Genomic DNA, 26994 nt, shown 5'->3' on the forward strand with positions numbered 1-26994 from the left:
GCAAAGCAACTTGCGGGGGCGCTTTTGGCGGTATATACAACTGGAATGCAGGAGGCGCGCGAGTTTGTCGCGAGCGATTCATCAGCCTCTTTCGTCGGTTGAATTGACTAGCCCTTCAGGGAGCAACGCAATGCCCGTGACCCGCATTCCGATCATCGATCTTGCCGGCGTGCGTGCCGGCGACCCGCGGGCGTTGACGCGCGTGGCGCACGAAATCCGCGAAGCGTGCACGACGATCGGCTTCTTCTACATCGTCAATCACGGCGTGCCGCAAACAGCAATCGATGCAGCCGAACAGGCGGCCCGCACATTCTTTGCGTTTCCGGTGGAGACGAAGCGGCACGCGGCGGTCAATCAACGGCATCGTGGTTTCAACGCGCTCGGCGACGCGACCATGTATCAGGCGAAGCGTCCCGATTACAAGGAGTTCTTCAGCATCGGCCTTGAGTTGCCGGAGGACGATCCCGATGTGCTCGCCGGGCAGGCGCTGCGCGGGCCGAACAACTGGCCGGATTTCATGCCTGAGTTGCGGCCTGCGCTCTATGGTTATTACGAAGCAGTCGGCGCATGCGGCGCCGATCTGCTGCGCGCCGTGGCGGTGAGTCTCGGTGTCGACGAACATTTCTTCGCGCCGCGCTATACGAAGCGGATGCAGCGCACGCAGATGGTCTACTATCCGCCGCAGCCACCCCAGTCGGATGCGGATCAGTTCGGCGTCGCGCCGCATACCGACTACGGCTGCATTACCCTGCTGTGGCAGGACCAGGTGGGCGGCCTGCAGGTGCGTGAGATCGCCAACGATACGTGGGTCGATGCACCACCCATCGAAGGCAGCTTCGTGGTGAACGTCGGCGATCTGCTGGCGCGCTGGACCAATGACCGTTTCCGCTCCACCTTGCATCGCGTGATCAATGCGTCTGGGCGCGAGCGCTATTCGATCGCGACGTTCTATGATCCCACCTACGTCGCGATGGTCGATCCGCGCGAGCTCGGTACGAGCGACGCCGACCTCAAGTATCAACCGGTCGCGGCGGGTGACTACATCCTCGGGCGAATCAACGATTCGATGGGTTACCGGAAGAAACGGGCGGTTGAAGGAACGCAAGGAACCACTGCATGACAGATAACAGTTTGGCAAACAGCGTAAGCAGCGACGCAGGAAGCAATGCAACTCACGGCGCGGCGCCACTTTCCGCGACACTCGACGCGCTGCGTGCGGCACTCGGCGCCGACGCGGTGCGGGTCGGCGAGCAGATCGGTGAACGCGCGATGACCGATTGGACACGCCACGACCCGACACGTCCCGCCGCGTTGCTCTTGCCGCGCAACACGGAAGAAGTCTCGCGCGCGCTGGCCATTTGTCACGCAGCGCATCAACCGGTGGTGCCGCAAGGGGGCATGACCGGTCTCGCAGGCGGTGCGATTGCGCGTGCGACCGATATCGCGCTTTCGCTCGAACGGCTCACCGGTGTCGAGGAAATCGACACCGCCTCGGCCACGCTGACCGTGCGCGCCGGCACCACCTTGCAAACCGCGCAGGAAGCCGCCGTTGAAGCCGGCTTTGAACTCGCTCTGGATCTCGGCGCACGCGGCTCGTGCCAGATCGGCGGCAATCTGGCGACCAACGCCGGCGGCAATCGTGTCATCCAGTCGGGCACCGCGCGCGATCAGGTGCTCGGCCTCGAAGTCGTGCTCGCCAACGGCGACGTGCTGACTTCGCTCGGCAAGATGGTCAAGAACAACACCGGCTATGACCTGAAGCACTGGTTCATCGGTTCGGAAGGCACGCTCGGCGTCATCACGCGCGCGGTGCTGCGGCTCCATCCGCCACGCGCCGCGCGTCACACCGCGCTTGTCGCACTCGACGGTTATGACGCCGCCGTGAACCTGCTGCGCTGCCTGTCGACGCGCTTCGGCAATGACATCGGCGCGTTCGAGATCATGTGGCCGGATTTCTACGATTTCGGCGTGAAGCTGACGGGCACGCGCTCGCCGTTCGCCGACTCGCACCCGCTCTATGCCCTGATCGAGCACGCGAGCTTCGACGCGAGCGACGACGGCGAACGCTTCTCCGCCGTGCTGACCGACGCGCTCGACTCAGAAGCGATCCGCGACGCGGTGATCGCGCAATCGGTAGCCGACGTGCGTGCGCTATGGGCGATTCGCGAATGCACCGCCGAGTTTCCGGTGCGGCTCGATGCAATCAACTTCGACGTGAGCTTGCCGATTGGCGAGATCGGCGCTTTCGTCGACCGTTGCCGCGCGGCGCTCGATCAGCGCTGGCCGGGCAACGCGTCGTATTTCTTCGGGCATATCGGCGATTCGAATCTGCATGTCACCGTCGACGGCCATTCGATCCCGGGCGTCGATCATCACGCGGTGTATGCGTTTGTCTACGAGATGCTCGGGCCGTTGCGCGGGTCGGTGTCGGCGGAACACGGGATCGGCTTGCTCAAGCGTGAGTTCTTGCCGATCTCGCGCTCGCCTGCTGAATTGGCCGCGATGGGCGCCATTAAACATGCGCTGGACCCGCACGGCATTCTGAATCCGGGCAAGCTGTTCTGAGCGAAGGCGTGCCGCGCGATTTAACGCGGTGCGTCTTCGGCGTGCGTCAGCAGCTCGCTGGCGTAGCGCCGGTACAGCCATGACAACGAGGCCGCTCCGATCACGAAGAGCACGGCATTGAACAGCGTTTGGCCAATCGCCGTGATGGCGAGACCGGGGTGCTGACCGGAAGCCAAAGACTTTGTGCCGATCACAATGTCGAAGATGACCACGAGGATGACTAACGGCAGATAGGTCACCACGGTCACGCCGAATATGCTCCACATATGTCCGCGACTGTCGTTCCAGGCCGCACGCAGCTTGACGCGGCTGCCTAACGCGATTGCGGGATAGATGAGGCTCAGCCGGGTCAGCACGAACACGAATACGACAACCACCGGCACATAGATCACAATGGCAAGGGAACGGACCGAGCGCATCGTCAGGAACAGGACCACGCCCGTCACGAGCATGCTCGCCGTGACGCCTAGCCAGACCAGTACATAGCGGCCAAGGGGCTTGCCGTTCAGGGGGAGCAAAGGCTGGGTGCCCTCGCCGATTAGCACGAAGCGATGGGTCTTGATCGTCAGCACGCCGTAGAGCGCGGTCTGCAAAGCGAGGGTGCCGAACCAGAGCAGTGCCTTGCCTGGCGTGGGGACGGATTTGAGTTGGCCGGTGGAGTCCGTTACATGCGGGTCCAATAGCAGCGAAGTACAGATCATCACCGCACAGACGCCCAGAAACAACCAGGGCATGGCGAGAATCGCTTGCCACGTGCTGATCCACGTTTTCTTGACGCAAGTCCCGAAGGTCAACTGTTCCATAGCATTGTTCTAGTGATTGATGGGTTCGATGCACGGCTGCATGCGCCAGTATCAGCGGGATTCTCTCATGCTATGGGGAGCGCTTCAGTCAGCCATTCGTCAATGTGCATTCAGATACCTGGCAATCACCGGATAAACATCTACCGCCGCGTTTTTACCGAAGAGACAGTCGATGTGTCCGTAGCCGGGAATCAGATGCCGCTCATACGGCTGCTCGGGGAAGTGCTCGACCAGCATGTCGTAGGTCAGCAGGGTGCTCTTCGGCAGATAGGTTTCGTTTTTCTCGCCGTGAATGAAGCCGATCGGCAGGCGCATGCCCTCCAGACCCTTCATGCCGTTCGCGCCGCTCAGGTAGACGTCCCGGCCTTCGGCATCGACGACCTTGCCAGCCCGCACCATCGCAGCGAGATGCTTGAAGACGGAGACGTCGTGCACACCGAGCAGTTCCTGCAGATTGGCATGCAGCGTTTCATTCAGTTGTTCGTGTTCGTAGAGCAGGCCGTAGAGGAAGGTCGCCCGGTGGCAGATCGGGCTGCCGCAGCCCTGTTTATGACTGAGCGGGTAAAGCCGCAACGCTTCATCGAGCAGGTTCTGGGGCCACGACCTGTGCTCTGTAAACGCGGTCAGGTCGAGTACGCCGAGGTGTTCCATGATGTCGGGGACGTGCAACCCGCACTTGATCTTTTCCAGCGTGCCTGGCACCGGATGCGCGGAGACCTGCGATATGACCGCCGAGCGTACGCCCTCGAGGCCGTACAGCAGCGACATGGTTAACGCCAACCCACCCATGCAGTGTCCCAGCACCTGAATGTCCGGCACGCTGGTCAACTCCCGCACTTTGGCGACCGCGGCGGGAATGTCCTCGCGAGCGACCTTGTCGACGTTGGTCGGCACCAGCACGCTCGGCATTTCGATGCTGACGCGCAGATCGACGAGCCACACGTCGTAGCCGGCCGCACTGAGATATTCGACCAGATTGGTCGCGATCAGGTCGGTGGAATAGATGCGGCTCGATACGCCCGAGCCGTGGATCAGCAGCACGGGACGCAGCGGTTTATCGGGCAAGCCGGCGTAGCGCGTGAGTCGCAGCGTGGTTCCGTCGGGCGTGTCGAAAAAGACCACTTGCGGCACGGGTGCGCGCAGCGCGCGCTTCATGCGCGGCGGCGCCTTCGGATCATAGAACTGCAAGGGCGCGGCCACGCCGCCGTATTCGGTGAACAGCACACCCGCGAAAAACTTGCCGAACTTCAGGGTCCATTCAAGGCGCGTGGCCAGATCGGGCGTGTTGGTGACCTCGAGCGTGCGTTGTTGTTTGAGGAAGTTCTCGGGCGTGATGATCAGCGTTGCTTTGCCGATCGCCGGTGCATCCGCTTGCGACGACTCGCGCAGTTCGGCGTAGAGCGTGTTGGTCTGTTCCCACAGGTTGATTGGCGACGTGCGCGTGATGATTTTCTGTCCGCTCAGGTAGTACGTCTTGCCTTCGGTGGCATTGAGCGTCATGTGGTAATTCATGTTGCGCTCGTCCACGTCGGATTCGTTGACCACGAACAGATTGAAGGTGCCGTCCGTGATCGTCATCGGTTGCGTGGAGAGCGCGGGGCAGGTCAGCGTGCCGGTAGTGTGAGCCAGATGTTGCGGATTGCTCAGCATATCGGCGAGATCATCCGATTCCACTGTCAGCGTGAATTCGATCGGACTGGTGGCGGCTTCGCCCGCCACGGCCGGTGTATAGGTGCCGATCATCGTTTCGGTGAAATGCAGGCCGATCTTTTGCGGCGGTGGCGTACCTGCCGTGCCCTTCGCCAGATAGTCGATGTTCCAGCCGCGTGCGTCGGCAAGCAGTGCGCAATTGCGTTCCGCCAGCGCGGAAATCGTCAGCAGCGGATTGACGCCGAGCGACATCGGCATGACCGCGCCATCCATTACGTATAAGCCTTCGTGCACCGCATTGCCGGCCGTGCCGCTGAAGACCCGACCCTCATGATCGACGACGCCGCGCATCGCGTCCTCGCCCATCCCGCATCCGCCGAGCGGGTGCACGGTGACGATCTGGTTGCCGAGCAGCGTGGTCGAAATCGGGTCGCGCATGTATTTGCCGCCGAGCGGCGCCTGCGCTTTCTCGAGCGTTGCTTCGATGGTTTGGAAGATCGGCTGTTTGCCGGCGTTCGGCCAGTCGATGCGTGGCCTGCCTTTGTCGTTTACGCTGATCTGGCCGCTTTCGTCGTCATGCGCCATTACCAGGTAGGTTTGCGTGTGATTGAGGGCGCCGTGATAAGGGCCACGCAGGAAGCTTTCGATCACGCGCGCGTCGTATCCGAGCGGTTCACCGGCGGCGCGCGGTGCGGGGATGTCGACGCCTTCGAACGGCGCGGCGCCGCCGAGCAGGGCGACCAACGCGGCGCCGACCGGCCCGGCGAGCGAGCCCTCTTCGATCACGAAGCCGTCGGTCACGTTAGCGGTGTTGCGGTGGTCGATGATGCCGGTAATCGTCGGCCCGACCGGCGGGATGTCACCCTTCTTGTGCGCACCCCAGCCGACGCCGTTGATTACCTCCCCGGTGTTGTACGCGAAGGCCAGCACGTCGCCGTTACCGGTGAAGTGCTGGCCGAGCATGTCCGACACGCTTAAGCCTTCCTTGCGCGAGCGCAACAGCAGGGCGGTCGAACCGATCGTGCCGGCCGACAGGATGACGACATCGGCGCTCACGAACAGATCGGGTGCGTCATAACTTTTGCGGCCGAGCTTCACCTCCTGAAAGCGCACGATCCACTTTTGCGTGGCTGCGTCGCGCAATACCGAATGTACCGCCGCGCCCGTGAAAATATGGGCGCCATGTGCGACCGCATCGGGCAGGTAGTTCATGTGCGTCGAATTTTTCGCGTCGTAATTGCAACCCGAGTTGCAATCGCCGCATCCGACACAGGCTTGCTGCGCGACGCCCGCGGCGTTGACGCGGTCCTCGAAGGTGACCGTGACCGGCGGGGGGTAAAAGCGATCCTCCATGCCGAGCGCCTGCGCGGATTGTTTGAGCGCCTGCAGTTTAGGCAACTGCAAAAAATCGCCGGACACCGCCGACGGTTGCAGCATGGCGCGAGCAAGCGCGTAGCCTCTGTCGCGCCCTGCCTTGTCGGCGCGTAGCGCAGCGGGCCAGCGGTCGTCGTCCCATAGGCGCGGCTCGGCTTCGAGCGCGACATTTGCGTTGATCAGCGAGGTGCCGCCCAGTCCGCAGCCCACCACCGCATTCACGTCTTTATTCACATGCACTTCGAGCAGCGCGAGCGGCGAGCCGATTTGCGCGAGCGCCGTGTTGTATTGCACCTGAGCGGCGCCTTCGAGCGGCGTGCGCGGGTAGTCGCCGGCCATGAATTCGCGCCCGCGTTCCAGCACGCACACGCTTTTGCCGGCGCGCGCCATCCGGCTCGCGGCAATCGCCCCGCCATATCCCGAACCCACCACCACCACGTCGTAATGCGGCTGCATTGCTGTCAGTGCGCTCGATAAGCGGTTCATTCAGGCCACCTCGTCAGGAAGGGGATGCCGGGTAGGGGAACCCGGACTTCGGAAGGAAGACGGCGTGCGGCTGCGGCTTTTTTATCGTAGGCGGTGCGCGATGTCAAAAAAAGGCGCATCGTACGTGGCGCGTGGCGCTTGCGTGGAGCGCGGCCGATTTCCGGAAGGGGGAAAGTCGCGGTCGGCCCACGCCGGTCTGTCAATGCGCGATGTGCTATTAGGCGGCCACTTCATTCATTTCGCTGTCGCTCGATTCGGCGGCGAGCAGGTTGAGCGCGAGCAGAATGACCGCGCGATTGTCGAGATCGATCTCGATGCCGAGCACGTCGGTCAGCCAGCGGCCGATCTTGGTATTGGAAAATTCGTCGGCCCCGGCCGTCTTTTTCATGGTGACGCCAAGTTTGACGGCGCGATAGTGATACGAGGGCACACGATGCTGAGCAGCGACAGCCGACAGGCCGCCTTTCCCTTCGGAGCACCAGCCGAGGCTGCCGGCCAGCACGATGCGCTCGGGTTCGTCGAGGCTGTCGATAAAGGCGCGCGCCGCGAACCGTACGCGTTGTTCGTCGAGGCCGTATTGCAGCAATACGCTTTCGACAGGGTCTTCCAGCGCTTGCGCGTGCAGATCGATCTCCTGCGCCATGCCTTCGTTTTCCATCGACACGTTGCGTTGATGGCCCGCGCTGCGCAGGCAGTCGATCAGGTAACGGCGAAAATACGCGCACAGTGCGTAACTGTTGGACGGCGCGCTGTCGGCGCAGGCATTCGTTTCCGTGTGGCCGGGCGCGAGGCGCAGTACTTTCGCGTAGATGAACTGCGCGACCAGTTCTTCCTTGTCTTCGCCGAGCGCCTGCAATTCAAGCGGATGGTAGGTGCGCAGCGCCCGCTTGACCAGGTCGACCATCGACACCATTTCGTCGGCGGACAACTGGGTGCGCCGACGCCACAGGTCGGGCAGGATCGCATCGTCGAGATTGCGGACGAACGCGTGGCTCGGAACTGCGCCCATGAAAACCTCCATAAAGGGTTAGGCAATGAGCGCGGGGAGCCCGGACTGCGGGCGCACCAGGTGGGGGTGGAGCGTTAAGCCGCGCTGGAATGTGAAGCCAGTATGGTTTCCGGCGGCGGCTTCGCCTATATGGATTAAGTGGTAGCTGATGGGTAAACTGCCGGGTAAACCATCCGGTCGACCGCTTTGCATGGGACTGGAATAAACGCTGAAGCGCTAACTCCGGTCGACCGCTTTGCATGGGACCGGACTAAGCGCTAAAGCGCTAACTCCGGTCGACCGCTTTGCATGGGACCAGAGTAAGCGCTAAAGCGCTAACTCTGGTCGACCGCTTTGCATGGGACCAGAGTAAGCGCTAAAGCGCTAACTCTGGTCGACAAAGGAGACCGCATGACGCGGGCCGACCCTATCCAGCGTGCAATCGACGAAGATCTGGTGCGCGTGCTCTACGCGCAAGATCCCATCGCCTTCTTTTCGCACTGGTTCTCGATCGCGGTGCTGGTGGCGATTTACTGGCCGAACGTGCCGTCGCCGCCGCTGTTCATCGCGTGTTTCGGGTTTTACGCGGCGGCCAATTGCGGTGGCCTCGCGCTGTGGATCTGCAATCGCCGCTACCCGCACCTCGCGACGCCGCGCGGCTGGATCAACCTGCATGCGCTGCGTGGCGTGCTGCTGTATAGCGCGCCCGGGCTGGCGGTGTGGTTCGCGTTCCAGAGCCCGCAAACCGATTTGCCGCTGCTGCACACTGTGATGCTCGTCACGCTGGCGGCCGGCGTGTTCATGTCGAACGGCTTCGATCTGCTGAATTTTTCGACCGCGATTCCATTTCTGCTGTTTCCGTCGATCGTGTTGCATTTCGGTACGCATACGTTCGACCGCACGATTCTCGCCATCGTCCTCGCGTTCTTCTTCTGCGCGATCAACGTCTACGCGCTGAGTTATCGCAAGCTGTTCCGGCAGGTGGTGCAGGCACGCGTCGATCAGCAGTATCTGGCGGAGTCGCTGGCGGCGCAAAAGCGTGTCGCCGAAGAGGCCAGCCTCGCCAAAACGCGATTTTTTGCGGCCGCGAGCCACGATTTGCGCCAGCCGTTGCATGCGATCGGCCTGCTGGCGGCTTCGCTCAACGACCCGGCGGCGACGCCCGCGCAGCATGCGAAGACGGCCCAGCACATCGTTTATAACGTCGAGGCGTTGAATCAGCTGTTCAACCAGGTGCTCGATCTCGCCAGGCTCGAAAGCGGCGTGACCCAGGTGATCCGCTTGCATTTCCGGCTGTCGGAACTGTTCGAGCGCGTCGGCAGCCAATACCGCCCGCAGGCGGCGGCCAAGGGGCTGGCCCTGCGGATCGCGCCGTCCTCAGTGGTTCTGCATGACGATCCGGTGCTGCTCGAACGCGTGCTGAGCAACCTGCTTTCGAACGCGGTGCGCTATACGGAGGAAGGCGCGATCTGGGTCGGCTATCGCCGCGCGGGGCGTCCTTCGGGCGGCTTTATCGAGGTGCGCGATTCCGGCATCGGCATTCCGGCCGAGGAACATGCGCGCATCTTCGAAGAGTTCTACCAGGTTGCCAATCCGCAGCGCGACGCGCGCCAGGGTCACGGTTTGGGCTTGCCGACGGTGAAACGTCTGGTCGAGATGCTCGGCGGCGAGCTGCAGCTGCGCTCGGCACCGGGCCGCGGCTCGGTGTTCCGTTTCCCGGTGCAGGCGGGCGACGTCGGCGGGATTGTCGCAAGCCTGAACGAGGCGGTGGCGGGCGGCCCGTCGGCGCAAGGGCGGCACGTGCTGTGCATCGACGACGAGCCATCGATACTCGAAGGCCTCACCAGTTTGCTGGGGCGCTGGGGTTGCATTGTGCGCGGCGCACGCGACGAGGTCGACGCGCTCGTCGCGCTGGAAGACGGTTTCGTGCCGGATGCCGTGTTATGCGACTACCAGTTGGCCAATCACCGGACCGGCGCACAAGCGCTGTCCGCCGTGCGCAATGTGCTCGCGCGGGCGGGGCACGAGGGCGTGGTGACCTTGCTGATCACGGGCGACATGGCGTCGGCAGAACTGGCGGCGCTGGCTTTGCAAGGGATTCCGGTGCTGCATAAGCCGGTCACGCCGGCGCGTTTGCGGCGTACCCTGGAAATGCTTTGGCAGCAAGCGGAACTGGACAAAGGGCGGGCGCCGCCTGCGATGGATCTGCGCGCAGCTGATGGCCGGCCTGAACCGGACGGATGGGCGGTGAAGACGCCGAGCTCATCCCCAAGCGAGTCGTAAAAATAGACCGGCGAGTAGGCAAAGCGAGTCGTAAAAAGTAGGCCAGCGAGTAGACGGGCGGCCAGCGGCGCGAACGCCTTACCCTCGGCGATCACTGATCCGCAATTCCGCAATTCCGCAATTCCGCAATTCCGCAATTCCGCAATTACAGGGTTTTCCCGGCCTCGAGCCAGCCGTTGATCACGGCGATCGCCGTGGACCGGTTGTGCACGCCGAGCGCCCGGAAGATCACCGACAGATGGACCTTGACCGTCCCTTCCGCCACGCCCAGTTCGCGCGCGATCATCTTGTTGGTCCAGCCGCGATGGACGAGCCGCATGATGTCCTGCTGTCTCGGCGACAGATTCTCCAGCAAATGTTGCTGATGCGGCTGCAGCGCCGGGATTTGCGCAATCGGTTCGGTGAGCGCCGTGCCGCCTTGGGCTGAGGCGTGAGCGGCGCTCTGAGCGGCAAGCTCGGCGGCCGCCTCGGTGCGCGCCGGGGCAGCTTGCGTCTCCCGCGAGCCCAGCAGGCTGAGCGCCTCCATCGGCACATAGGCGCCGCCCGACAACACCAGTTCGATCGCCTTGAGCATGACGCTGGCGGGTTGCCGCTTGGGTACGAAGCCGAGCGCGCCGGCGGCCAGCACGGCGCGCATTTCGTCAGGCGACTCTTCGGCGGAGAGCACGACGACCGGCAGCGCGGGGTTTGCCTTCAATAGCACTTCAAGCGACGAAGCGCCGCTCATTCCCGGCATATGCAGATCGACGATCGCGAGGTCGTGATTGGCGTCGGGCCGCGCGGCGGCGGCCAGTGTTTCCCAGGTATCGGCTTCGTCGAACTGCGCGTCGGGATCGAGCCCGCGCAGCAACCCCTTGACGCCTTGCCGGATCAGTTCATGGTCGTCGGCCACAAGAAACTTCATGATGTCTCCGCGAGTCGAGCCTGCGCGTTGTGGACTACCCCCGCCGTGCTTCTGGCTTCATTTCCCGTTTTACTTCTATTTTCGAATCGCGTCATTGCCGGCTACCCCGCGATCATATGCCGATCGGTGGCGCGGCGCGCCTTCCGGTTCGCCGCATAATTAACACGCTATTTGTATGATCGCCGGCTGGTTCGCCGAACCAGTATTATGGTGTAAGGCAGGTCTCCCGCGCATAGGTTCCGGCTTGCTACGTAGACGAGCGGCGCGCGCCTATTTTGAAGCCTTCCACGCAGGAATCCGAAGGTTATGCGCACCGGATCGGATCCTGCGCCGGCAGGAGTCATTTGACTGCAAATAACGTCGCATTCATCAGAAGCTTGAACGCGAAGCCGAGCGACACCGCCGAGGCCACGCCGAAGCACCAGAGCGCGATGAACCACAGCCATCCCGGCAGCTTGCGCGCCGGCGTTGGAGACGCGCCGCGGGCCGCGTGGGCGCCCGCGTCCTTAGTGATAGTGATGTTGGTCGCCATGACGCACCTTGCCACGAAATACCCAATAACCCATCGTCGTATAGGCGATGATGACCGGCAGAATGACCGCTGCGCCGACTAGCGTGAACATCTGGCTCGAGCGCGGCGCAGCCGCTTCCCACAGCGTCATGCTCGACGGAATCGCATACGGCCACAGGCTCACCAGCAACCCGGCGTAACCGAGCAGCACCAGCAAAAGTGCCAGCACGAACGGCGTGTTGTGATGCCGCGCCCGCACTGCCCGGTGCATGAAGAACGCGCAGACCGCCACGAGGAACGGGACCGGCAGCAGACGATAGAACAGATTGTCGTGGAACCAGCGTTGCGCGATATTCGGATCCTGCAGCGGCGTCCACAGGCTGACCATCGCGATGAACCCGAGCAGCACGAGCGTCAGCGGCCACACCACGCGATGCAGGCGACGCTGCAAATCGCCTTCGGTTTTCGCGACCAGCCAGCAACAGCCGAGCAAGGCGTAAGTGATCACCAGACCGAGGCCGGTCAGCAGACTGAACGGCGTGAGCCAGCCGAAGGCGTCGCCCGCATAGCCGCCGTCGATCACCGGAATGCCTTGCAGGAACGCGCCCAGCACGATGCCCTGAAAGAACGTCGCGCCCGCCGAACCGCCGATGAACGCCAGATCCCACAGATGTTTCGTGCGCTTGGCCTTGGCGCGAATCTCGAACGACACGCCGCGGAAAATCAGGCACACGAGCATGAAGATCAGCGGCAGATACAACGCGGACAGCACGGTCGAGTAGACCACCGGAAACACGGCGAACAGCGCGGCGCCGCCGAGCACCAGCCAGGTTTCGTTGCCGTCCCACACGGGCGCGACGGTGTTCATCATCAGGTCGCGTTCTTTCTCATCGGGGAAGAACGGGAACACGATGCCGATGCCCAGATCGAAGCCGTCCAGCACCACATACATGAATAGGCCCAGCGCGATGATCGCGGCCCACGCTACGGTGACATCCATTTTCTTTCTCGCAAGCAGTAAGTGAAGCAGGAAGTGAAGCAGTGAGGTTAGGCGGCGTCGATCATCTGATCGGCGGCGGACAGCGGGCGGCGCGCGGTCTGATTCGGCGTGTGCTCAGGCACGCCGTGCGGCGTGTGTCCCGGCAGTGCGGGACCCGAGCGCATCAGCTTGAGCATGTAGTAGATGCCGGTGCCGAACACGAGGAAGTACACGACCACGAAGGCCATCAGCGAGATGCCAACCTGCTGCGTGGTGAGCGGCGACACTGCCTGCGAGGTGCGCATCACGCCGTATACCACCCACGGCTGACGGCCTGCTTCCGTGGTGACCCAACCCGCCAGCAGCGTGATGAAGCCGGTCGGGCCCATCGCCACGACAACGCGCTGGAACCACTTCGCTTCGAACAGGCGTTCGCGGCGGCGCAGCGCCCATGCGGCCAGCGACATCAGGATCATCAGCACGCCAAGCCCGGCCATGATGCGAAAGCTCCAGAACACCACCGTCGAGTTCGGCCGGTCTTGCGGCGGGAATTCCTTCAGGCCGCGGATTTCGCCGTCCCAGCTATGCGTGAGAATCAGGCTGCCCAGGTGCGGAATCGACACGGCATACCGCGTGGTCTCCGCTTGCATATCAGGAATGCCGAACAGGTTCAGCGCGGTGCCGCCTTTCTCGGTTTCCCACAGACCTTCGATCGCGGCAATCTTGGCCGGCTGGTACTTGCGTGTGTTCAGACCATGCTGATCGCCGACGAAGGCCTGGATCGGCGTGAGGATCAGGAGCAGCCAGAGCGCCATCGAGAACATCTTCCTGACCGCCGGATCGCGCCGGCCGCGCAGCAGATGCCAGGCGCCGACCGCCGCCACCACCAGCCCCGCGACGATGAAGGCCGCCAGCGCCATATGCGCGAGCCGGTACGGGAACGACGGATTGAAAATGATCTTGAACCAGTCGAGCGGCACGACATGACCGTCGACGACTTCAAAGCCTTGCGGCGTTTGCATCCAGCTATTGGACGCGAGAATCCAGAAGGTCGAGATCAGCGTGCCGATCGCCACCATCAGCGTCGCGCCGAAGTGAGCGCGCGGACTCACGCGCTGCCAGCCGAACAGCATGATGCCGAGGAAGCCCGCTTCGAGGAAGAACGCGGTCATGACTTCGTACATCAACAACGGGCCGGTGATAGGGCCGGCGAAACTGGAGAAACCCGACCAGTTGGTGCCGAACTGATAGCTCATCACCACGCCGGAGACGACGCCCATACCGAAGGCGACTGCGAAGATCTTCGACCAGAACAGGCAAAGATCTTTGTAGTACGCCTTGCCGGTTTTCAGCCAGCGCCATTCGAGGACGGCGATGAAGCTGGCGAGGCCGATGCTGAGCGCCGGGAAAACAATGTGAAACGAGACGGTGAACGCAAACTGAATGCGGGCGAGATCGAAGGCCGAGATTGCGGAGTTCATGAGCGTGAAAGTCGTGATGCCGGTGAGGGCGGACTACGCGCGTCGACCGTTGTCGGTGCGCACTGCGCTGGGCAGATGGCGCAAGAGTAGGGGATGAGCGAAATTTTTGCTGCAATGCGACGTGCGTCAAAAAACCGCGTTGTTTTGCGCGTATTTTCGTTTTTGAGACGGCAAAGGCTTGATAGGTATCAAGTTTTCCTTATTACGCGTTTGCGTGTGTTTCTGGTGATCGACACCGAACTGCGGCAATAGACCGCGCTGCAACAATGAGGCGCCGACGCGTTCGCGGCCCATTGCACCGGCCTGGTGTTTCCCCTCATCCGGCTTGACTTCGATATTTCCTGGGCATAAAGTTTTATTCATGTACAGGAATAAACGGCCGTGGCGCGTCCTCGGTCATTCAGGAGACAAGCCTTGCTCAATCTCACGCCCGGTTCGCTCGCAGGGATTCGCATCGTCGATCTGTCACGCGTGCTCGGCGGCCCGTATTGCACGCAAATCCTTGCCGACCACGGCGCCGAGGTGATCAAGGTCGAACCGCCGAACGGTGACGAAACGCGTACGTGGGGCCCGCCGTTCGACGGCGATACTGCGTCGTACTTCATCGGCGTGAATCGCAACAAGCTCGGGGTGGCGCTCGATCTGACGCAGGAGCCGGACCGCCGGAAACTGCTGACGCTGCTCGACACGGCCGACGTGCTCGTCGAAAACTTCAAGATCGGCACCCTGGAACGCTGGGGTCTCGGCTACGACATGTTGCAGGCACGCTATCCGCGCCTCGTGCATTGCCGCGTGTCCGGTTTCGGCGCGGACGGCCCACTCGGCGCCTTGCCTGGCTACGACGCCGCCGTGCAGGCGCTGACCGGTTTGATGAGCGTGAACGGCGAGGCGGGCGGCGCACCGTTGCGCATCGGCGTGCCGATCGTCGATCTGGTCACGGGGCTGAACGCGGCGCTCGGCATCCTGATGGCGCTGCGCGAACGCGAGACGAGCGGGCGTGGTCAGTTCGTCGAATCGACACTGTTCGACAGTGCGCTGTCGATCCTGCATCCGCATACGCCGAACTGGTTTTACTCAGGCAAGGAGCCGCAACGCAGCGGCAACGCACATCCGAACATTACGCCGTACGACATGTTCCATACGGGCAGCGTCGACATTTTTCTGGCGGTGGGCAACAACGCGCAGTTCGCGGGATTGTGCGCTGTGATTGACGCTCAGGCGCTCGTCGACGATCCGCGCTTTGCGAGCAACAAGGAGCGCAGCGCCCATCGCCGCGAATTGCGTGCCGAACTCGAGCAGCGCTTTGCGTCATGGGAAGGCGAATTGCTTGCCGATACGCTGATCAGGCGCGGCGTGCCGTGTGCGCCGGTGCTGGGGCTGGGTGCGGCGCTGGAGCATCCGCATACGGCGCATCGCGGCATGCGGGTGGAGATCGGCACGTACAAGGGCATTGCATCGCCGATCAAGCTGAGCCGCACGCCAGCCAGTTACCGCAGCACACCGCCGGCGCTCGACGAGCATGCCGGGCAGGTCTTCGGCAAGCGACCCGGGAACGACTGACGGTTCGCTTCGCCTCGCTCAACCTCGTTAATCCCGTCGATACATCAAAGAGCGGCCGCGTGCCGCCAAGGAGACAGCATGTGCACGAACCGCGCAGGACGACGCTCGCCGTCGGGTTTTACGTCCCGTTCCATGGGGCGCATTGAAGGGACGTCCAGCACGCACGGAGACGCACAATGCTCGCGCTGATCGGCACGGTCGCCATCGTCGCGCTGTTCGGGCTGATCATCACGAAGCGCCTTTCGCCGCTGGTCGCGCTGATCATCGTGCCGATCGTGGCGGCGCTCGTTGCCGGCTTCGGGCTTTCGACGGGCAAATACATCGTGCATGGCGTGCAGAATATCGGGCCGGTGGCCGGCATGTTCGTGTTCGCCATTCTGTTCTTCGGCATCCTGACGGATGCGGGCATGCTCGATCCGATCATCAACGGCGTGTTGCGCGTAGTTGGTTGCCACCCGACGCGGATCGTGATGGGCTCGGCTCTGCTCGCGCTGCTGATTCACCTCGACGGTTCCGGGGCGGTGACGTTCCTCGTCACCTTGCCTGCGATGCTGCCGCTCTATACGCGCCTCGGCATCGACAAGCGGATTCTCGCGTGCGTGGCCTCGATGGCGGCGGGCGTCAATTTTCTGCCGTGGGTGGGGCCGATGCTGCGCGCCTCGGCGGCCTTGCATATTCCCGGCACGGTGATTTTCTATCCGATGATCCCGGTGCAGATCGTCGGTCTGATTTTTGTATTCGGCACGGCATATATGCTCGGCAAGCGCGAAGAAAAACGCCTCGGCCTCGATCGCGCGAGCGCCGCCGCGGTCGCGGCAACGACGCGCGAATTGACCCCCGAGGAGCAGGCGTTGCGCCGCCCCGGCCGCTTCTGGATCAACCTCGCGTTGACGCTGGTCGTACTGGTCACGCTGGTATCGGGCATTGTCGATCCGATGGTGATGTTCATGCTCGGCACGGTGGCCGCGTTGATCATCAACTATCCCGACGTCAGGCAGCAGCGCGAGCGAATCGACGCGCACGCCAAAGCCGCGCTGATGATGGCGAGCGTCCTGCTCGCGGCGGGCGCGTTCACCGGCATCATGTCCGGCACCGGCATGCTCACGGCGATGGCGCAGGTGGTGGTGCAGCACGTGCCGGTCGACCATGCGCGCCATATGCCGTTCGTGCTCGGGCTCGTCTCGATGCCGTTGAGCCTGCTGTTCGATCCCGATTCGTTTTACTTCGGCATTCTGCCGGTGCTGGCTGAGAGCGCGAAGATTCTCGGCGTGCCGCCGGTGCAGATGGCGCAGGCCGCTTTGCTCGGTCAGATGACGACCGGTTTTCCGGTCAGCCCGCTGACGCCCGCAACCTTTCTGATCGTCGGCCTGACCGGTGTCGAACTTGCCGAACATCAGAAATTCACGATTCCCTTTCTCTTCGCCGCCACGCTCATCATGGTGTTGACCGCGGTGCTGGTCGGCGTGTTTCCGCTTTGAGCGCGCTTTGCATGTGTTTCGCATGTGCTTTGAACGTATTGCGCATGTATTGCGCGAGGCGCAGGTAACTTAGGACATTGACATGAATTTCGATCTCACCGAAGACCAGCAATCGATCCAGGCCGCGATCGAAAAGATCTGCGAAAAATACGACGACGAGTACTGGCTCGCCCGCGATCGCGACGGCGGTTTTCCGCACGACTTCCACCGCACGCTAGCCGATGCCGGCTGGCTCGGTATCGCGATGTCGCCGGAATACGGCGGCTCCGGTTTAGGGATGACCGAGGCCGCGCTGATGATGCGCACGATCAGTGGATCGGGCGCGGGGTTATCGGGAGCCTCGGCGGTGCATATGAACATCTTCGGGCTGAACCCGGTGCAGGTGTTCGGCAATGAAGAGCAGAAACGCCGCTTTCTGCCGCCGCTGATCGAGGGCCGCGACAAAGCCTGCTTCGCAGTGACCGAACCGGACGCCGGCCTCGATACCACGCATCTGAAAACCCAGGCCATACGCGACGGCGACCACTATGTGTTGACCGGCCGCAAGATCTGGATTTCCACGGCGCAGGTCGCGAGCAAGATGCTGATCATCGCGCGGACCACGCCGCTCGAGCATGCCGCCAAACCGACCGACGGTCTCACGCTGTTCTACACCGACCTCGACCGCGAGCGCGTGGAAGTGCGCGAGATCGAGAAGATGGGCCGCAAGGCGGTCGATTCGAACATGCTGTTCATCGACAACCTGCGCGTACCGGTCGAGGATCGCATCGGCGACGAAGGCGCGGGCTTTCGCTACCTGTTGCACGGGCTGAACCCCGAGCGCATCCTGATTGCCGCCGAAGCCGTCGGCCTCGGTCAGGCGGCGTTGAAACGCGCAACGCAGTATGCGAAGGAGCGCGTGGTGTTCGGCCGGCCGATCGGCCAGAATCAGGCGATCCAGCATCCGCTCGCCCAGGCCTGGATGCAGCTCGAAGCGGCCAGCCTGATGGTGTTCAAAGCCGCCTCGCTCTACGATGCCGGCCAGCCCTGCGGCGCCGAAGCCAACGCGGCCAAGTACCTTGCTGCCGAAGCCGCGTTCCAGTCGTGCCAGACGGCGATCGCCACGCTCGGCGGGATGGGCTATGCGAAGGAATATCACGTCGAACGCTATCTGCGGGAGTGTATGATTCCGAGGCTCGCACCCGTGAGCCCGCAGATGATCATGTGTTTCATCGCGGAGAAAGTGCTGGGCCTGCCGAAGTCGTACTGAGCGTTTCTCCTCACCGCCATGGATGTCAAACTCGTTGCCCGCACGTTAGACCTGTTCGAATTGTTCGCCGCCGAGCAACGGCCGCTGCCGCTCACTGAACTCGCGCGTTTGCTGAACGTGCCGGTGTCGAGCTGTCTCGCGCTCGCTCGTACGCTGGTGAGCCGCGGCTATCTGTACGAGGTCAGAAAACGCGGCGGCTACTATCCGACGCGTCGCTTGCAATTGCTCGCGAACGCCATCAACGCGGTTGACCCGATTGTGGAGATGGTGCATCCACGGCTCGTCGAATTGCGCGACGCGAGTGGCGAGACGGCGGTGCTCGGCAAGATTCACGGCACGGCCGTGGTGTATCTCGATGTGGTCGAGTCGACCAAGGCGATCCGCTACACGCGCGCGCCCGGCGAGTTGCGGCCCTTGCACGCCAATTCTATCGGCAAGGCGATTTTCGGTGAGCTCGATGCTGCCGCGCAGCAGTCGCTCGGCGCGCAACTGTCGTTCGAACACTTCACCTCGGCGACCGTCGCCGATCTGCCCGCGCTCGTCGCGCAAGCGGCGGATGCGAAGGCTCAAGGCTGGTGCTCCAATCTCGGCGAAAGCGCGCCGGAGTTGTCGGCGATCGCGGTGGCGGTGACGATTAGCGGAGACCTGTACGGTCTTTCGGTTGTGGGCCCGACCGAGCGCATACAGAAGGATCAGAAGGCCCACGCGGTCGAATTGATGCGCGTGAAGCAGGCGATCGAAGCACAGGAAAAGCAAGAGCCGCAGGAATAAGCGGTGCGTGGGTGTCATGTTTCAATCCTGCGAGGTTTTAACGTTGCGATTCAATGTTGAAACCTACCGCAGCGGCCCATTGCTGCAACCCACCGCTGCGACCCACCGCTGCGACCCACCGCTCCAAAGAGTCCCCCCGCAAAACGCGCTCCTGCAAAAACTCAACACCGCTGTTACGCCGGCTACGCGATCGAGATAAACAGTTGCTTGCCACACGCGGCGGCGTATCTGCGCAAGGTATCGATAGAGGGTGAATGCTGCCCCGACGCAAGCGCCCGCTCCAGCCGGGTGATGGCCGGTGCTTTCGTGCCCATGCGTTCGGCGACCTGCGCTTGCGTCAAGCCGGCTTCGCGGCGCGCGGCGAGCATCTGGTCGAGCAGCGCGAATTCTTCGCGGTTCAGCCGCTCGTATTCGGCGCGTACTTCGGGATCGGCGAGCGCCCGTTCGCGCATTGCCTTATAGGTTGCCATTTCGGGTCTCCAGCAGTCTTTTGCGCGCCACGTCCAGTTCATTGCGCGGCGTTTGTTGCGACTTCTTCACGAAGCTGTGAAGCATGACGATTTTCCGTTCCACGATCGAGCAGTAGAACACTCTGGCGATGCCTTCGGCGCCTTTCAGGCGCATCTCGAACAAACCACCGCCCATTGACGCGGTGTGCGGCTCGCCGAGATTCGGGCCGTATTCCTCCATGCGATCGGCCAGCGCGATGAAGCGTGCAAGCAGCGTTTTCGGCAGGGAGGCAACGTTCACTTTGACCTTTTCGTTGTAGAAGTCGATCGTAAATGCCATTGAAATTGATGATAACAAATATGTTATTTGTGCGCAAGCAGGCCGGCTCGCGGTGTGCTGCTGTGATTCAGCAAACGGCGGCCGCGCTGCGAGGCAAGGATCGAACGACGAGAAGAGGGCGAAGGCAGGACCGCGATGAGCGGTTACGACGGCGTTGGCGCAACTAGCTGTTCGGCCGGGTTGAGTGGTGCTGAACGCGATATCGGGCGCGGCACGATGGAGGTCTCCTGTGGCATTGGCTGGCTGAATGGGCGGCGCGAATCAGATCCGCGCGTCATTCACCGACAATAACTCCGTTCGCGCCGACTTTCTATTAGCCGGATGGCTAGCCAATCCGTCAAATAGTCGGCCAGCCGATGAGCGCCGCGCGGCGCAACGTCGAACGAACCACCAGGCGGTGGAACGGTGCGATGGCAACGATATAGAACCGCCCGAGTCCGTTGTGACACTGCACGACAGTGGACAGAGTCAGATAGCGTGCGCTGCCCTCGCGGGTATCGCGCGTTTGCTGCAATACCGAAAGCCTGAAGTCGAGATGACTGTCGTTCTCGCCGAGGATGATCTCGCGCGCGCTGCGCGTGTAGATTCGGAAAATGTCGACTCGATCCCGCGCGCCGGGGGAAATCGCCGCGCGCAACTCTTTCGACGTTTTGAGCCCGAAGCGGGTGACCAACGCATCGCGTAGTCCCAGTAACTTCGCCACCCATTTCGCCTGATGCGCGAACAGAAAACGCGCGAGCAATTCCGGATCGTCGATCGCGTTGTCCGGCAAGCGGATCGCGTACGCGTCGGCAAGGTCCGGCGCATCGTACAGGCGAGCTACGCCGGATTCGGCCGGCAAAGCGACGGAAAGCACGGAACGGTTGGCGTCTGGCATGGGAGGGGGCTGCGCTAAAAGAGATCGGGGTGGAAAGGGCGACCTCGCCGCAGGATGCCGCAGGTCGATCGCGCGCGTGCGCATCAAGTCTACGCGTGCGCGACGATGCGCGCTCGGCAACGCGTGCTAAAGCGCCGGTGCTCGTCGAGCGTTCGGGGCGGCGCGTTGCTGGCATATGACTCAGCTTTATTTGCGCTTCTAGTTATATGACGTCGCATGAGCGGCGTGCTGATATGTGCTTGTTTGCAAAAGATAAATCTCCGCCTGATTAAGGCTCGTACGGGTAAATGCCTAGTTGAAATTCACTCGTGAATCGATAATAGTACGTTATCGTACAACTAGCTTATCGAAGCTGATCCGCTGCCGCCACGGCTTAACCGCTTGCCGTCCTCCGGCTTCAAGCGCGCGGCGCTGTAAAGGAACCTTATGAAAAAGATTGCCCTGAGTGGGGCCGGCGGCCAGCTCGGCTCGGTAGTGCGGGCGGCGTTAGTCGGCCGTGGCATTCCGTTGCGTTCGGCTGCGGGTTCGAAGCCCCTCGCACCGCTGGTGGAAGGCGAAGACGTGATGCACGGAGACCTGCGCGATCCCGCCGTCGTGGATCGACTGCTGGCAGGTGTCGACGTGCTGATCCACTTCGCCGGCACCAGCGTGGAGCGTCCGCTGCCCGAAATCATCGACAACAATCTGCGCGCGCTGGTCGAGGTGTACGAAGGCGCGCGCCGGCAAGGCGTTCGGCGCGTGGTGTTCGCCAGCTCGAACCATGCGATCGGCATGTATCCAGTCACTGACCACCTCAGTCTTGATTGCGCGCTGCGTCCGGACGGTTTCTACGGCCTGAGCAAGGTGTGGGGCGAAGCGCTGGCAAGAATGTATTGGGACAAGCACGGCATCGAGAGTATTTGCGTGCGCATCGGCAGTTGTCTTGAGCGGCCGACCGAGCCGCGGCACCTGAGCACCTGGTTCGGTCATCGCGACCTGCTGCATTTCCTCGACCGCTGTGTCGACGCAGAGGACGTCGGTTTCATCACCGTGTGGGGTGTGTCGGCCAACACACGTAGTTGGTGGGACAACAGCGGCGCGGCGCGCCTCGGCTATCAGCCGACCCAGAACGCTGAAGTCTACGCCGAGGAAATACTGGCGCGGCCGAACCCGCTCGATGCTTTGGGGCAGCGTTACCAGGGCGGCAGCTTCGTCGGCATCGATTACTCGCGCGACGACGCAGTTGGCCACGGCACAGCGGGCCGGCCGTTCTGATCGGTTAAGGAATACGAGGAAACGCAGTCATGAAAATCAAGGGCATCCGCTGGTGGATGGTCAGCCTGGTCGCGGCCGGGCTCATCATCAATTACCTCGCGCGCAATACGCTGTCGGTGGCGGCGCCGACGCTGATGAAGGACCTCGACATCACGACCGTGCAGTATTCGCATGTCGTGGTGGCGTGGCAGCTTTGCTATGCGTTCATGCAGCCGGTCGCGGGCTACGTGCTCGATACCGTCGGCACCAAGATCGGCTTCGCGGCGTTCGCGCTGGCCTGGTCGCTGGCCTGCGCTGCGGCGGCATGGTCGACGGGCTGGCGCAGCCTGGCGTTTTTCCGCGGCGTGCTCGGAATCGCCGAAGCGGCCGGCATCCCGGCCGGCGTCAAGGCGACGAGCGAGTGGTTTCCGGCCAAGGAGCGTTCCGTTGCGATCGGTTGGTTCAATATCGGCTCATCCGTCGGCGCGTTACTGGCGCCGCCGCTGGTCGTCTGGGCGTTGTTGCACGGTCAATGGCAATGGGCTTTCCTGATCGTCGGCGTGGCGGGGATAGTCTGGAGCGCGCTGTGGATGCTGCTGTACAAGCACCCGCAGAAACAGAAACTGTTGAGCGACGCCGAGCGTGATTACATCCTCAGCGGGCAGGAAGCAAAACACAGCGACGCCGGTGCGGCCAAACGCAGTTGGGTGTCCATGCTCGGCAGCCGCGATTTCTGGGCAATCGGCATTCCCCGCATTCTTTCCGAGCCGGCCTGGCAGACCTTCAACGCGTGGATCCCGCTGTACATGATGACCGAGCGGCACATGAACCTGAAGGAAGTCGCGCTGTATGCGTGGATGCCTTTTCTGGCCGCGGATATCGGTTGCGTGCTGGGTGGCTATCTCAGCCCGCTGTTTCATAAGTACGCGAAGGTCTCGCTGTTCACGTCCCGCAAGATGGTATTCGTTGTTGGCGCGCTCTGCATGATCGGGCCGGCTTGTGTCGGGTTGGTGGCGAGCCCTTATGCGGCCGTTGCGCTGCTGTGCGTCGGCGGCTTTGCCCACCAGACCCTGTCGGGTGCGTTGTACGCGATTACCTCCGACATGTTCGGCAAGAACGAAGTGGCGACCGCCACGGGGATGGGCGGCATGGCGGGTTACCTGGGCGCCGCGGCGTTCACGGCGCTGTTCGGCGTGCTGGTCACGCAGATCGGATACAGCCCGCTGTTCGTGGTGCTGGCGGTGTTCGACATTGTCGCAGCGGCTGTGGTGTGCCTGCTGGCCCGAAGTGGTGATAAGACCGTCGACCCGCGCTGGGTGGCGGCGGGTGCGGCGGCCAGGTGAGTTGCGGTTGTTGGGTCCGGGCCGCGAAGTGAATGGACGCGCCGTTCCCCTTTCTCTATTTGCATGGAGCAGGGGGAGCGGCGTTTGGAGTTGGATCTTCGGGCTTAAGCGGTCTTCTGGCCGATTTCGTGATTGGCCAGTATTTCGAGCGCGCGCACCATGGCGGAGTGATCCCACGCCTTGCCGCCATGCGCCACACAGGCGTTGAAGAGCTGCTGGCAGGTGGCCGTGTTCGGCAAGGAAACGCCGAGCGCCTGGGCCGTCGAGAGCGCGAGATTCAGATCCTTCTGGTGGAGCTCGATCCGGAAGCCCGGATCGAAGGTGCGCTTCGTCATCCGCTCACCGTGCACTTCGAGAATGCGCGAGGACGCAAAGCCGCCCATCAACGCTTCGCGCACGCGCGCCGGATCGACGCCGGCTTTGGAGGCGAGCAGCAGCGCTTCGCCGACGGCTTCGATCGTCGCAGCGACGATCACCTGATTGGCCACCTTGCACACCTGGCCCGCGCCAACAGCGCCGATCAGCGTGACATTCTTGCCCATCATGTCGAAGAGCGGCTTGACGCTCTCGAAGGTCGCCGTTTCGCCGCCCACCATGATAGTCAGCGAACCGGCCTTCGCGCCGACCTCGCCACCGGAAACCGGCGCATCCATATAGTCCGCGCCATGCTCACGCACGCGGGCGGCGAAGTCGCGGGTGGCCATCGGCGAAATCGAGCTCATGTCGACCACGGTTTGCCCGGGACGCAAGGCCTCGGCGAGGCCGTGTTCGCCAAACAGCACGCGTTCCACGTCCGGCGTGTCCGGCACCATGACGAAGATCACGTCGGCATGCGCGGCCACCGCGGCCGGGCTGTCACACGCGACGGCGCCCGCCTGGACGAGGTCGTCGGGTACGCCGCTGCGTGTAAACGCCGCAAGCGCCACGCCGTTCTTGAGAAGGTTGGCGGCCATGGGCTTGCCCATGATGCCGAGTCCGATAAAGCCTGCTTTTTGCATGGAAATCTCCGGAGATGTCGTGGCGGCCGTCTTTACTTCCGGTCCGCCTGTTTCTGCATGAAGTGTTGCTGAACGGTCTGCGCGGCGGCTTTCAGCAGCCCCATATCGGCACAGACTGCGATGACGCGGCAGCCCATCGAGAGATAGCGCTCCGCGTCGGCCTGCACGGGCGCGAGGATGCCGCTCGGCTTGCCGGCGGCCTGGGCGCGCTCGAAAACGCGCGCTATCGCCTGTTGCACGTCAGGATGATTCGGCTTGCCGATGTGGCCATAGGCTGCTGCGAGATCGGACGGTCCGACGAAAACGGCATCGACGCCGTCCACGGCGAGAATCTCGTCGATATTATCGACCGCCTTGCGGCTTTCGATCTGAACGATGACACAGACGTTGTCGTTGGCGATGTCGAAGTAATTGGCAATGGTCGCGTAGCGATTGCCTCGTTGACTCACCGAGACGCCGCGGATGCCCTGAGGCGGGTAACGCGTCGCCGCGACGGCGCGCGCCGCATCTTCGGCGCTGTCGACGAACGGCACCAGAAAATTCGAGAAGCCGCTATCCAGGAGTCGCTTGATGAACACGCTGTCGTTGGCCGGCGGGCGCACCACCGGCGCGCTCGGGCTGTCCTTGAGCGCCATCAGCTGGGGAATCAGCGTCAGAACGTCGTTCGGCGCGTGTTCGGCATCCAGCAGCATCCAGTCGAAGCCGACCGTGCCGAGCAGTTCCGTGGCAATCGGGCTAGCGAGCGAAGCCCAGCAGCCGATCAGGGTTTCGCCACTGCGGACGGCGCGGCGAAAGCTATTGGGTAAGGGCTGGTAAGGCGTGACGGCTGTCATGCGGGTGTCTCCTCGAACTGTGCGGTGAACTGGGCGAGCTCCAACGTTTACTAAAAGTGGATGTTATAAGTCATCGTATGTCTTGGTGAAGGTTAGCATCGGTGCGATAGGTTGTAACGGCCACGTAAACCCGGATTACTCCTAGGGAAAGGGTTTCAGGTTGCGCGGACGCCATTTAATGTTATAGGATGACTTATATCTATGGTGTCCATCCAAGGAAAGTGAAATGTCTATTACCGGCGAAATGTTGATTGGCCGCAAAGCAGTGCGTGGCGAGGAAAAACCCCTGCGTGCGTTCAATCCTGCCACGGGTTCCGATATCGCCGAGCCGGTGTTCGGCAGCGGGTCGGTCGCGAATGTCGAGCGTGCCTGTGAACTCGCACAGAAAGCGTTCGATCCGTACCGGCATTTGCCGCTCACGTTGCGCGCCGAGTTTCTGGAGCGTATCGCGGACGGCATCACGGCGCTCGGCGACGCGCTGATCCAGCGTGCGCACGAAGAGTCCGGCCTGCCGAAGGCTCGTCTCGAAGGCGAGCGCGGCCGGACGACCGGCCAGCTCAAACTGTTCGCGCAAGTCGTGCGCGCCGGTCAATGGCTCGCCGCCACGCTCGATTCACCGTTGCCCGAGCGCAAGCCGCTGCCGCGTTCCGATCTGCGGATGCAAAAGATTCCGGTGGGCCCGGTCGCCGTGTTCGGCGCCAGCAATTTTCCGCTCGCGTTTTCGGTGGCGGGCGGCGACACCGCTGCGGCACTCGCGGCGGGCTGCCCGGTGGTGGTGAAGGCGCATCGCGCGCACCTCGGTACGTCGGAGATGGTCGGCCGCGTGATCCAGCAGGTCGCGCAAGACATGGACCTGCCTGAAGGCGTGTTCTCGATGATCGTCGGCGCCGGCAATGCCGTTGGTGAAGCGCTGGTCGCGCATCCGGCGATCAAGGCGGTGGGCTTCACGGGTTCGCGCGCGGGCGGCACGTCGCTGATGCGTGTCGCGGCCGCGCGGGCCGAGCCGATTCCGGTCTACGCGGAAATGAGCAGTATCAACCCGGTGTTTCTCCTGGCGAATGCATTGTCGCAGCGCGGTGAGAGCATCGCGCGGGGCTTCGTCGATTCGCTGGTGCTCGGCGCGGGGCAGTTCTGTACCAACCCGGGGCTTGCGATCGCCGTCGACGGCGAGGCGCTCAAAGGCTTCCTTGCAACGGCGTCCGAAGCGCTGAGCGGCAAGCCGGCCCAGACCATGCTGACGGCCGGCATCCACGCCGCCTATGAAGAGGGCGAAGGCAAGCTGGCGGCAACGCGGGGTGTCGAAACGGTCGCGCAAGGCGTTGATGCGACGGGCCCCACGCAAGCGCGCGCAGCCTTGTTCGTGACCGACGCGCTGACCTTCCTGTCCACGCCGGCGCTGGAGGACGAGGTTTTCGGGCCCGCGTCGACCGTCGTGCGATGCAAGGACGAGCAGGAACTGCTCGCGGTTGCCGAGCACTTCGCCGGTCAGTTGACGGCCACGGTGCAAATGGATAGCGCGGATCTGGCGGTGGCGAAGAAATTGGTGCCGATTCTCGAGCGCAAGGCCGGGCGGATCCTGGTCAACGGTTTCCCGACCGGCGTCGAGGTGTCGCACGCGATGGTGCATGGCGGCCCATTCCCGGCCACGTCCGATAGCCGCGCGACGTCAGTGGGGACGACGTCGATCGAGCGTTTCCTGCGTCCGGTGTGTTATCAGGATTTCCCGGCTGATCTGCTGCCGGAATCGCTGGCCGATGCCAACCCGCTGGACCTGTGGCGTTGTCGTGATGGCGAGATCACGCGTAGCTGACCGATGCATGAGCGGCGCCTGAGCGGGCG

At 62.9% G+C, this 26994-nt stretch carries 23 protein-coding genes; 10 read left to right on the forward strand and 13 right to left on the reverse strand.

What is annotated here, in order from left to right; translation table 11 throughout:
* Positions 1-130 precede the first annotated feature (130 nt).
* Both PQQ95_RS27090 and PQQ95_RS27095 read left to right on the forward strand, forming a co-directional pair.
* Positions 131-1120, forward strand: a complete 990-nt coding sequence (locus PQQ95_RS27090) for an isopenicillin N synthase family dioxygenase (RefSeq protein WP_408442915.1) — start codon at positions 131-133, stop codon at positions 1118-1120.
* Positions 1117-2565 carry an FAD-binding oxidoreductase gene (locus PQQ95_RS27095; RefSeq protein ID WP_408442917.1) on the forward strand — a complete coding sequence of 483 codons (1449 nt, stop codon included), beginning with the start codon at positions 1117-1119 and terminating at the stop codon, positions 2563-2565. The genes PQQ95_RS27090 and PQQ95_RS27095 overlap by 4 nt, the downstream gene beginning before the upstream one ends.
* 20 nt (positions 2566-2585) lie before the next feature.
* Here PQQ95_RS27095 and PQQ95_RS27100 read toward each other — a convergent pair whose 3' ends face one another.
* The 3 genes from PQQ95_RS27100 to PQQ95_RS27110 form a co-directional block, all read right to left on the reverse strand.
* Positions 2586-3368: a hypothetical protein gene (locus PQQ95_RS27100; RefSeq protein ID WP_408442920.1), complete on the reverse strand. Its 783-nt coding sequence runs from the start codon at positions 3366-3368 to the stop codon at positions 2586-2588.
* Positions 3369-3467: 99 nt separating this feature from the next.
* Positions 3468-6878 carry an alpha/beta fold hydrolase gene (locus tag PQQ95_RS27105; RefSeq protein ID WP_408442923.1) on the reverse strand — a complete coding sequence of 1137 codons (3411 nt, stop codon included), beginning with the start codon at positions 6876-6878 and terminating at the stop codon, positions 3468-3470.
* Positions 6879-7095: 217 nt separating this feature from the next.
* Positions 7096-7887 (reverse strand): hypothetical protein, encoded by a 792-nt coding sequence (locus PQQ95_RS27110; protein ID WP_408442926.1) that lies wholly within the window; start codon positions 7885-7887, stop codon positions 7096-7098.
* Between the two features lie 390 nt (positions 7888-8277).
* Here PQQ95_RS27110 and PQQ95_RS27115 point away from each other — a divergent pair, with 390 nt between their 5' ends.
* Positions 8278-10149 (forward strand): ATP-binding response regulator, encoded by a 1872-nt coding sequence (locus PQQ95_RS27115; RefSeq protein ID WP_408442928.1) that lies wholly within the window; start codon positions 8278-8280, stop codon positions 10147-10149.
* A gap of 145 nt (positions 10150-10294) precedes the next feature.
* On the opposite strand, the gene PQQ95_RS27120 is transcribed toward PQQ95_RS27115, so the two are convergent.
* The 5 genes from PQQ95_RS27120 to PQQ95_RS27140 all read right to left on the reverse strand — a co-directional run bounded on the left by PQQ95_RS27120 (position 10295) and on the right by PQQ95_RS27140 (position 14387).
* Complete coding sequence (locus PQQ95_RS27120) at positions 10295-11053, reverse strand: response regulator transcription factor (RefSeq protein WP_408442931.1); 759 nt, start codon at positions 11051-11053, stop codon at positions 10295-10297.
* A gap of 340 nt (positions 11054-11393) precedes the next feature.
* Complete coding sequence (locus PQQ95_RS27125; protein ID WP_408442933.1) at positions 11394-11585, reverse strand: hypothetical protein; 192 nt, start codon at positions 11583-11585, stop codon at positions 11394-11396.
* Positions 11560-12564, reverse strand: a complete 1005-nt coding sequence (cydB, locus tag PQQ95_RS27130) for a cytochrome d ubiquinol oxidase subunit II (RefSeq protein ID WP_153141036.1) — start codon at positions 12562-12564, stop codon at positions 11560-11562. Before cydB ends, PQQ95_RS27125 begins: the two co-directional genes overlap by 26 nt.
* Before the next feature lie 47 nt (positions 12565-12611).
* Positions 12612-14024 carry a cytochrome ubiquinol oxidase subunit I gene (locus tag PQQ95_RS27135; protein WP_408442935.1) on the reverse strand — a complete coding sequence of 471 codons (1413 nt, stop codon included), beginning with the start codon at positions 14022-14024 and terminating at the stop codon, positions 12612-12614.
* A gap of 126 nt (positions 14025-14150) precedes the next feature.
* The gene (locus PQQ95_RS27140; protein WP_408442938.1) at positions 14151-14387 is read right to left on the reverse strand and encodes a hypothetical protein; all 237 of its coding nucleotides are present in this window, start codon (positions 14385-14387) and stop codon (positions 14151-14153) included.
* A 51-nt stretch (positions 14388-14438) separates the two neighbouring features.
* Here PQQ95_RS27140 and PQQ95_RS27145 point away from each other — a divergent pair, with 51 nt between their 5' ends.
* From PQQ95_RS27145 to PQQ95_RS27160, 4 genes are all read left to right on the forward strand, one after another.
* Entirely contained in the window at positions 14439-15584 is a 1146-nt protein-coding gene (locus tag PQQ95_RS27145; RefSeq protein WP_408442941.1) for a CaiB/BaiF CoA transferase family protein, read from the forward strand.
* Positions 15585-15760: 176 nt separating this feature from the next.
* A complete protein-coding gene (locus PQQ95_RS27150) occupies positions 15761-17062 on the forward strand; it encodes a CitMHS family transporter (RefSeq protein WP_408442944.1) in 1302 nt (433 codons plus the stop codon).
* 82 nt (positions 17063-17144) lie between these two features.
* A complete protein-coding gene (locus tag PQQ95_RS27155) occupies positions 17145-18311 on the forward strand; it encodes an acyl-CoA dehydrogenase family protein (RefSeq protein ID WP_408442947.1) in 1167 nt (388 codons plus the stop codon).
* 18 nt (positions 18312-18329) lie between these two features.
* A complete protein-coding gene (locus PQQ95_RS27160; RefSeq protein WP_408442949.1) occupies positions 18330-19082 on the forward strand; it encodes an IclR family transcriptional regulator in 753 nt (250 codons plus the stop codon).
* A 182-nt stretch (positions 19083-19264) separates the two neighbouring features.
* On the opposite strand, the gene PQQ95_RS27165 is transcribed toward PQQ95_RS27160, so the two are convergent.
* From PQQ95_RS27165 to PQQ95_RS27175, 3 genes are all read right to left on the reverse strand, one after another.
* Complete coding sequence (locus tag PQQ95_RS27165; RefSeq protein ID WP_063498788.1) at positions 19265-19552, reverse strand: helix-turn-helix domain-containing protein; 288 nt, start codon at positions 19550-19552, stop codon at positions 19265-19267.
* Entirely contained in the window at positions 19539-19871 is a 333-nt protein-coding gene (locus tag PQQ95_RS27170; RefSeq protein WP_408442952.1) for a type II toxin-antitoxin system RelE/ParE family toxin, read from the reverse strand. The genes PQQ95_RS27165 and PQQ95_RS27170 overlap by 14 nt, the downstream gene beginning before the upstream one ends.
* 337 nt (positions 19872-20208) lie before the next feature.
* Complete coding sequence (locus PQQ95_RS27175; RefSeq protein WP_408442955.1) at positions 20209-20748, reverse strand: DUF2867 domain-containing protein; 540 nt, start codon at positions 20746-20748, stop codon at positions 20209-20211.
* Between the two features lie 426 nt (positions 20749-21174).
* Between PQQ95_RS27175 and PQQ95_RS27180 the strand changes: the two genes are divergently transcribed.
* Both PQQ95_RS27180 and PQQ95_RS27185 read left to right on the forward strand, forming a co-directional pair.
* Positions 21175-22002: an NAD-dependent epimerase/dehydratase family protein gene (locus PQQ95_RS27180; RefSeq protein WP_408442958.1), complete on the forward strand. Its 828-nt coding sequence runs from the start codon at positions 21175-21177 to the stop codon at positions 22000-22002.
* Positions 22003-22031: 29 nt separating this feature from the next.
* A complete protein-coding gene (locus PQQ95_RS27185; protein ID WP_408442961.1) occupies positions 22032-23324 on the forward strand; it encodes an MFS transporter in 1293 nt (430 codons plus the stop codon).
* A 104-nt stretch (positions 23325-23428) separates the two neighbouring features.
* Here PQQ95_RS27185 and PQQ95_RS27190 read toward each other — a convergent pair whose 3' ends face one another.
* Both PQQ95_RS27190 and garL read right to left on the reverse strand, forming a co-directional pair.
* Positions 23429-24454: a 2-hydroxy-3-oxopropionate reductase gene (locus PQQ95_RS27190; protein WP_408443148.1), complete on the reverse strand. Its 1026-nt coding sequence runs from the start codon at positions 24452-24454 to the stop codon at positions 23429-23431.
* On the reverse strand, positions 24355-25155 hold the full coding sequence (gene garL / locus PQQ95_RS27195; protein ID WP_408442963.1) for a 2-dehydro-3-deoxyglucarate aldolase: 801 nt from the start codon (positions 25153-25155) through the stop codon (positions 24355-24357). Before garL ends, PQQ95_RS27190 begins: the two co-directional genes overlap by 100 nt.
* A gap of 226 nt (positions 25156-25381) precedes the next feature.
* Between garL and PQQ95_RS27200 the strand changes: the two genes are divergently transcribed.
* On the forward strand, positions 25382-26965 hold the full coding sequence (locus tag PQQ95_RS27200; RefSeq protein WP_408442965.1) for an aldehyde dehydrogenase (NADP(+)): 1584 nt from the start codon (positions 25382-25384) through the stop codon (positions 26963-26965).
* Positions 26966-26994: the final 29 nt, after the last annotated feature.

This window comes from Paraburkholderia caffeinilytica, assembly GCF_046030355.1.
Lineage (GTDB): Bacteria > Pseudomonadota > Gammaproteobacteria > Burkholderiales > Burkholderiaceae > Paraburkholderia > Paraburkholderia caffeinilytica_B.

Bases quoted from the DNA above. Each gene is read 5' to 3' on its own strand.
- garL (WP_408442963.1), bottom strand. From the start codon at position 25,155: ATGACAGCCGTCACGCCTTACCAGCCCTTACCCAATAGCTTTCGCCGC.
- PQQ95_RS27105 (WP_408442923.1), bottom strand. From the start codon at position 6,878: ATGAACCGCTTATCGAGCGCACTGACAGCAATGCAGCCGCATTACGAC.
- PQQ95_RS27155 (WP_408442947.1), top strand. From the start codon at position 17,145: ATGAATTTCGATCTCACCGAAGACCAGCAATCGATCCAGGCCGCGATC.
- PQQ95_RS27095 (WP_408442917.1), top strand. From the start codon at position 1,117: ATGACAGATAACAGTTTGGCAAACAGCGTAAGCAGCGACGCAGGAAGC.
- PQQ95_RS27110 (WP_408442926.1), bottom strand. From the start codon at position 7,887: ATGGGCGCAGTTCCGAGCCACGCGTTCGTCCGCAATCTCGACGATGCG.
- PQQ95_RS27175 (WP_408442955.1), bottom strand. From the start codon at position 20,748: ATGCCAGACGCCAACCGTTCCGTGCTTTCCGTCGCTTTGCCGGCCGAA.
- PQQ95_RS27180 (WP_408442958.1), top strand. From the start codon at position 21,175: ATGAAAAAGATTGCCCTGAGTGGGGCCGGCGGCCAGCTCGGCTCGGTA.
- PQQ95_RS27185 (WP_408442961.1), top strand. From the start codon at position 22,032: ATGAAAATCAAGGGCATCCGCTGGTGGATGGTCAGCCTGGTCGCGGCC.
- PQQ95_RS27160 (WP_408442949.1), top strand. From the start codon at position 18,330: ATGGATGTCAAACTCGTTGCCCGCACGTTAGACCTGTTCGAATTGTTC.
- PQQ95_RS27135 (WP_408442935.1), bottom strand. From the start codon at position 14,024: ATGAACTCCGCAATCTCGGCCTTCGATCTCGCCCGCATTCAGTTTGCG.
- PQQ95_RS27120 (WP_408442931.1), bottom strand. From the start codon at position 11,053: ATGAAGTTTCTTGTGGCCGACGACCATGAACTGATCCGGCAAGGCGTC.
- PQQ95_RS27170 (WP_408442952.1), bottom strand. From the start codon at position 19,871: ATGGCATTTACGATCGACTTCTACAACGAAAAGGTCAAAGTGAACGTT.
- PQQ95_RS27100 (WP_408442920.1), bottom strand. From the start codon at position 3,368: ATGGAACAGTTGACCTTCGGGACTTGCGTCAAGAAAACGTGGATCAGC.
- PQQ95_RS27125 (WP_408442933.1), bottom strand. From the start codon at position 11,585: ATGGCGACCAACATCACTATCACTAAGGACGCGGGCGCCCACGCGGCC.
- PQQ95_RS27140 (WP_408442938.1), bottom strand. From the start codon at position 14,387: ATGAATAAAACTTTATGCCCAGGAAATATCGAAGTCAAGCCGGATGAG.
- PQQ95_RS27090 (WP_408442915.1), top strand. From the start codon at position 131: ATGCCCGTGACCCGCATTCCGATCATCGATCTTGCCGGCGTGCGTGCC.
- cydB (WP_153141036.1), bottom strand. From the start codon at position 12,564: ATGGATGTCACCGTAGCGTGGGCCGCGATCATCGCGCTGGGCCTATTC.
- PQQ95_RS27165 (WP_063498788.1), bottom strand. From the start codon at position 19,552: ATGGCAACCTATAAGGCAATGCGCGAACGGGCGCTCGCCGATCCCGAA.
- PQQ95_RS27200 (WP_408442965.1), top strand. From the start codon at position 25,382: ATGTCTATTACCGGCGAAATGTTGATTGGCCGCAAAGCAGTGCGTGGC.
- PQQ95_RS27115 (WP_408442928.1), top strand. From the start codon at position 8,278: ATGACGCGGGCCGACCCTATCCAGCGTGCAATCGACGAAGATCTGGTG.
- PQQ95_RS27150 (WP_408442944.1), top strand. From the start codon at position 15,761: ATGCTCGCGCTGATCGGCACGGTCGCCATCGTCGCGCTGTTCGGGCTG.